This window comes from Affinirhizobium lemnae (assembly GCF_022968395.1).
Taxonomy (GTDB): Bacteria; Pseudomonadota; Alphaproteobacteria; order Rhizobiales; family Rhizobiaceae; genus Neorhizobium; species Neorhizobium lemnae.
In genome coordinates this window covers 7,251-12,448 of record NZ_JALJQZ010000074.1, presented here as the reverse complement: position 1 = coordinate 12,448, position 5,198 = coordinate 7,251, and the positions used below count along the sequence as shown (strand labels likewise).

Genomic DNA, 5,198 nt, shown 5'->3' with positions numbered 1-5,198 from the left:
GGCGATGTGGCGCTCGAACTTGTCGCGGAAGCTGTTGGCCTTTTGCAAGACAGCAGTCTGTCCTGCCAGCCATAAAGGCGTCACGACACGAAAGTGTTGAATCTGTCCGACTTTTGAGAACGTATAGTGATCACGCTGCGAGGATGGATGTTTCGCGCCGTAGCGGCCTGAGGTCGAGGCTTTCCGTCGAGGTCCAGATGTAATCGCCAGTGAGACTGATGTGCTGCCATCCGAGCGGGGTGATGTGTTTGACTAGGTCGGGCGGCGTTGCGATACCCTCCCGGTTGAGTTCGGCGAAGGCCGGTTCGAGATAGAGAGTGTTCCAGTAGACGATGGCATTGATCAGCAGGTTCAGCCCGGACGCCCGGTAGAATTGACTCTCGAAGGTCCTGTCTCGCAGTTCTCCGAGACGGTTGAAGAACAGCGCACGGGCCAAGGTGTTCTGGGATTCGCTCTTGTTGAGGCCAGCCGTCGCGTTCCTGCGCATTTCGGGGCTCTGCCACCACTGGGGCAGAAAGATGGACCGATTGACGCGACCGAGATCGCGTAGCGCCAATGTCAGTCCGTTCTGGCGTGGGAATGCGGACAGCTTTACCAACAGGGTCGAAGGCCGAACCTGCCCAGACCGGATCGTCGTGACCAGCCGCAGGATGTCGTTCCAGTTTGCCTTGATCCGCTCAACGTTGATGGGCTCGCTAACGAGCGATGCAAGGTTTTCGGGAGGCGTGTCGCCCGGGAAGAGATAGAGCTTGCGATCCTTGAGACCGCGCAGCCGGGGTACAATCTGGAAACCAACGAGATGGCAAAGGGCGAAGCTCATATCGCTTACCCCGCCGGTATCGACATAGTGGGTTTCGATGGCGAGATCGCTGCCATGATAGAGCAACCCGTCGAGGACATAGATGGCTTCGCTCGCATTGGCATTCATGGCGATGATGTAGAAAGCGCCGTACTGGTCAGAGGTGAACCGGTAGAACTTGGCGCCGGGGTTGGGACCATATCGGGCGTTGAGGTCGCCGATCGCCTCGGCGTGTCCGCCCGCCGGAAAATATTGGCCATCTGAGGATGACGTTGTTCCATCGCCCTACAAGCTTGCCAGAGGCAATTGCCTCTGGGCGTTGACGAGAATGGCGTGCGCGGCCGTGTAACCTTCCTCACGAATATGCCAATCGTGCGCCCAGGCGAGTTGGCGCATCGTAATGCCGATCTTCTCGATGGAATGTTGAGAAGGTAGCAGCGCCTTCCGCTCACGAAAGGCAGCGACGACCGCCGTGGCGATCGGCAGCCCCTTGTCCCCGGAAGCGGCCGCCTCAGTCGCGGCCAACAAAGCTGCACGACGATCGTCGCGATCCGCTGTGTGCAGGCCAAGGTAATTCGTCAGATATCGGCTATGCTCGAACCAGGTTTGCGCACGGTGAGCATAGATGGAGTAAGAGCGGGGATCGACGCCGAGCTGATCGGCAACATACTCAACGATGGCTAAAGGCGGTTGCTCATCCTCACCCAGGAATCGGCCGGTTTGCCGGATGACGCAAAGCTGGACGGCAAAGCCCAGCTTGTTATGAGGGCGTCGCCGCAACTCGCATTCAAGGCGATCAGCGGCATCAATCGTATAGTGTCGGATCAAACCATCCTCGTCCGCTGCCAAACCGAGAAGATTTTGCGCCTCTGCCGCGCTGATCAGCTTCCTTCGCCCCACTTGCCTACTCCTTTTACATCCGGCGCCCCATGAACAGGGTGGGGGTTCCTGTCCAAAAACGAGCGATTGCGTACAGGGGTAAAACATCCTGTCCACAAATTATCTTGACATTATTTTGAACAGATAAGATATTTCGGACAACCTATTCGGACGAAATTGACCTCATGCCACGCACCTTTGCCTATGTCCGCGTCTCCACGATCGGGCAGACCACCGAAAACCAGGTTCAGGAAATCGAGGCCGCCGGTTTTCACGTCGAACCGCGACGGATCGTCACCGAAACCGTTTCCGGCAGCACTGCCATTGCACAGCGCCGTGGCTTCTCACGGCTAATGGACAAGCTGGAGCATGGGGACATTCTGATCGTGACAAAGCTCGACCGCCTCGGCCGTGATGCGATCGACGTCAGTACCACCGTCAGGGCGTTGGCCGAACTAGGCGTGCGGGTCTATTGCCTCGCGCTCGGTGGCGCCGATCTCACCAGTTCGGCCGGCACGATGACCATGAACGTGCTCAATGCAGTCGCACAGTTCGAGCGGGATCTGCTGATCGAGCGGACGCAGTCCGGCCTCAGGCGCGCCAAGTCGGAAGGAAAGGCCCTCGGTCGCCCCTCGACGCTCAGCGACAAACAGAAGCAGGATGTGCGCGACGATCTCGCAACGGGGATGAGCGTTTCGGCGATCGCACGGAAGTTCGCGACCAGCCGGCAGACCATTATGCGGGTTCGCGACGAAGGTTCACGGTCCGTTCGACCTTAGCGTGTCTGAGGGAACAAATCTTGTTCCGACCCCTTGCTGAAGCCGCTGGATGGGTGGCGACAGCTATTGGCGTAACCGCAGCTGGCTACGGAGCGTATAAGGGCGGCGAATACCTTGCCAATCAGATGGCGCAGGCTGACGAAGCGGCGGATAATGCTGGAGCAAGTTCCGCCGCCGATGCCTGCGTGACATGCACGCAAAATCCATGCGCCGCACTTGCCTGCGGCGCACCCGGAAGCAAATATCGTGGCGGTGCTCATGGGTGCATGACAGGCACTACAGACACAAAAGGAGATAAACTCGATAGCCATCATACTCCAGCAGCAGCCAACTCTAACATTCATAGGGAAGTCAGCACTGCAATCCAGATGGACCCAAAGGATCACCGCCAGACCTCATCTTATGGCGGGGGGCGTACTACACCATACATGGCAGGTCAAAAGCGGTTGGTAGATGGCGACAACTTTATGGGCGCGATCGCGATGGATATTGCAGATATCCGTCGGATAGCTGCGAAATCAGGCGATCCTTCCAAATATGACGACGCAATTCGACAGATGTTGCAATATGCACGATGCCTGAAACAAAACGGTATCATTCACTGAGAGGGGATGAAATGGACAAAAAACAGCATTGGAGCCTTCGACTTCCCGGTATGCTAGGCCAGCTCAAATTAGGAATGTCAAGAGATGAGGTACAATCATTTAACTCCACCTTCGGTGCCCCTGAAAAAATAGATGATCGTTCGCACTACGCTGTAGGTGCCGAGACTGCACTCGCAGAATTCTTTTCGGAGAACGACACTCAGCAAGCCATCTCTACTTTGCGGCAGGTGGAAGCCCGTGAAAGTGACGTCGTTATAGAGTACCGACGACAGGATTCACCCATTCTAGAATTCCGGTCTGGGCTGCTTTCCGCCATTCGAACCGACAGTCGTTGTAATCAGCTTGAGTTGGAAGGTTTTCCAGTCTATGGCGTGCCTCCTCAGCACCTTATCCGTTGGTTGGTTGTTTCCTAAGCTCAACCTATGATAATTGACAACTCTCTAATTTTTCCCTCACAGGGTGTGGAGTTGGTAGACTTCGCTGAAGAACTTGGTGGCAGTGCCGTTCGCCTAGTTGCACCAAACACCGCTAGCCAGCTACGTTTCCTAAACCTGCTGAGTTCCGAATTTATCAGGAATATTTCACAGTTTTATCATCCAGTTGCACTCAGCGCACTTCCCCGCGATTAGCACAAGCTCTGTTGATCAACCAGTAACATGTGTCTGCAGCTTCCTTCAGAATAGCAGCTACAGCGCAAACGTACGAGGCATACGAAATGTCCAACCCCGTCACCCTCAAAGGCCATATGCACGTCTGCCCGATGGTCGATCCGGGGCCGAAGCCGCATGTGGGCGGACCGGTGGTCTCGACGCTGCAGAGTTTTGTGACCGTTGAAGGTGTGCCGATTGCGACGGTGGGCGATCGCCTGCTGTGTACCGGCGTTCCCACGACATCGGACCGCATCACCGGTGGCTCTGCCATTGCCAATATCGAGGGCAAGGCTGTGGCGCGGCTGGGTGATCCCTGCGCGCATGGCGGCTCGCTGGTGCAGGGCGTGCCGTGGATCACGTTTGAATAGATCGGCATCCGACCTGAGCAGAACAGGCATCGAGACCGCTGACATCGCAGCCGTCAATCGTCATGCGCCCTAGCGGGTGTCCTGGGTCTGAGATGCCCGAGGCAGGGTCGGAGCGGGTTCCACGAACAGACTGTCGCCTTAAAGCGCAGTTCAGGCCATCTTCAGCGGCTGCTTACTGCCTCAATCGAAGATTGAATTTTTTGAACTTGATTTGGCAATCGGGCTTGTCGCAAATTTTCAGGGGCAGGTCAGCTTAACCGTATGTTGACCATAGGCATGGAATTTGGCGCTCCGAAAGTTGCGGAGCGAGCCGATGATTTTGAATGCTATTGCCGAGAAGCTGAAGCTCCGGTCGAAGGATGATTTCAAAGGCAGGCATTTCGAGGCCTGGCTGATTGTACAGGCGGTTGCCTGGTACCTGCGCTACCCACTCAGCTATCGGGACTTGGAAGAGATGAACTGCGGTTCAATCTTCCGAAGCAGATGATCCTTCGGCACTATGCTGTCGAGTGTTACCATCCCGAGAGCCGTCTGTTCGGGGCTGGGTTTCTTCAACATGTCCCAGTGAGTCATAAACCCCTGGCTGTGACCAGGGGTTTGTCAGCAGTCTGAAGGGGACTTAGGCCCCCTTCTCCTTATTTTCGTGAGACACTTTTGTTGACTCAGATTTAGTTGCCAGACGATGGTCCGTTCGAGCCGCCCATCTTCTGAATGAAATCATTTAGTTTCTGAACTATACTTGTAAGCTGCGTCAGTACCGATGCGATCTGGGACATGACTTGGTCCTGTCCGCCGCCAGAGCTTTCTCCTGGCTTGCCAGCACCTTCGCCTGGCTTGCCAGCACCTTCGCCTGGCTTGCCAGCACCTTCGCCTGGCTTGCCAGCACCTTCGCCGCCGCCAATCTTGGACGTCAAACCTTCGATCTTCTGCATCAGCTCTTTGATCTGGCTCGTCAGTTGAGCAAGTTCACCCTTGCCTCCTTCGGCTCCGCCCTTGCCGTCGGCGCCTTCTCCTGGCTTACCCGCGCCTTCGCCGCCGCCCAACTTGGCCACCAAACCTTCGAGCTTCTGCATCAACTCCTTGATCTGGCTCGTCAGCTGAGCAACTTCGCCCTGGCC

The 5,198-nt window shown here is 56.3% G+C and carries 4 protein-coding genes and 4 pseudogenes; 5 read left to right on the top strand and 3 right to left on the bottom strand.

Annotated elements, in window-relative coordinates; translation table 11 throughout:
- Positions 1-130: 130 nt before the first annotated feature.
- A pseudogene (locus MUU53_RS23320) lies at positions 131-1,204 on the bottom strand (Tn3 family transposase); the annotation flags it as partial.
- Positions 1,205-1,213: 9 nt separating this feature from the next.
- Positions 1,214-1,786 (bottom strand): annotated as a pseudogene (locus MUU53_RS23315) (DUF4158 domain-containing protein); the annotation flags it as partial.
- A gap of 77 nt (positions 1,787-1,863) precedes the next feature.
- Here MUU53_RS23315 and MUU53_RS22130 point away from each other — a divergent pair.
- The 5 genes and pseudogenes from MUU53_RS22130 to MUU53_RS22110 all read left to right on the top strand — a co-directional run.
- A complete protein-coding gene (locus tag MUU53_RS22130) occupies positions 1,864-2,457 on the top strand; it encodes a recombinase family protein (protein ID WP_247262787.1) in 594 nt (197 codons plus the stop codon).
- A gap of 20 nt (positions 2,458-2,477) precedes the next feature.
- Positions 2,478-3,062 carry a hypothetical protein gene (locus tag MUU53_RS22125; RefSeq protein ID WP_247262786.1) on the top strand — a complete coding sequence of 195 codons (585 nt, stop codon included), beginning with the start codon at positions 2,478-2,480 and terminating at the stop codon, positions 3,060-3,062.
- Between the two features lie 11 nt (positions 3,063-3,073).
- On the top strand, positions 3,074-3,475 hold the full coding sequence (locus MUU53_RS22120) for a hypothetical protein (RefSeq protein WP_247262785.1): 402 nt from the start codon (positions 3,074-3,076) through the stop codon (positions 3,473-3,475).
- 302 nt (positions 3,476-3,777) lie between these two features.
- Positions 3,778-4,080, top strand: a complete 303-nt coding sequence (locus MUU53_RS22115; RefSeq protein ID WP_247262784.1) for a PAAR domain-containing protein — start codon at positions 3,778-3,780, stop codon at positions 4,078-4,080.
- Between the two features lie 313 nt (positions 4,081-4,393).
- Positions 4,394-4,537, top strand: a pseudogene (locus MUU53_RS22110) (IS6 family transposase); the annotation flags it as partial.
- A gap of 211 nt (positions 4,538-4,748) precedes the next feature.
- Here MUU53_RS22110 and MUU53_RS22105 read toward each other — a convergent pair.
- A pseudogene (locus MUU53_RS22105) lies at positions 4,749-5,198 on the bottom strand (hypothetical protein); the annotation flags it as partial.

What these genes read in the sequence shown, in the direction of transcription:
- MUU53_RS22115 (WP_247262784.1), top strand. Translation starts at nt 3,778, where the DNA reads ATGTCCAACCCCGTCACCCTCAAAGGCCATATGCACGTCTGCCCGATG.
- MUU53_RS22120 (WP_247262785.1), top strand. Translation starts at nt 3,074, where the DNA reads ATGGACAAAAAACAGCATTGGAGCCTTCGACTTCCCGGTATGCTAGGC.
- MUU53_RS22130 (WP_247262787.1), top strand. Translation starts at nt 1,864, where the DNA reads ATGCCACGCACCTTTGCCTATGTCCGCGTCTCCACGATCGGGCAGACC.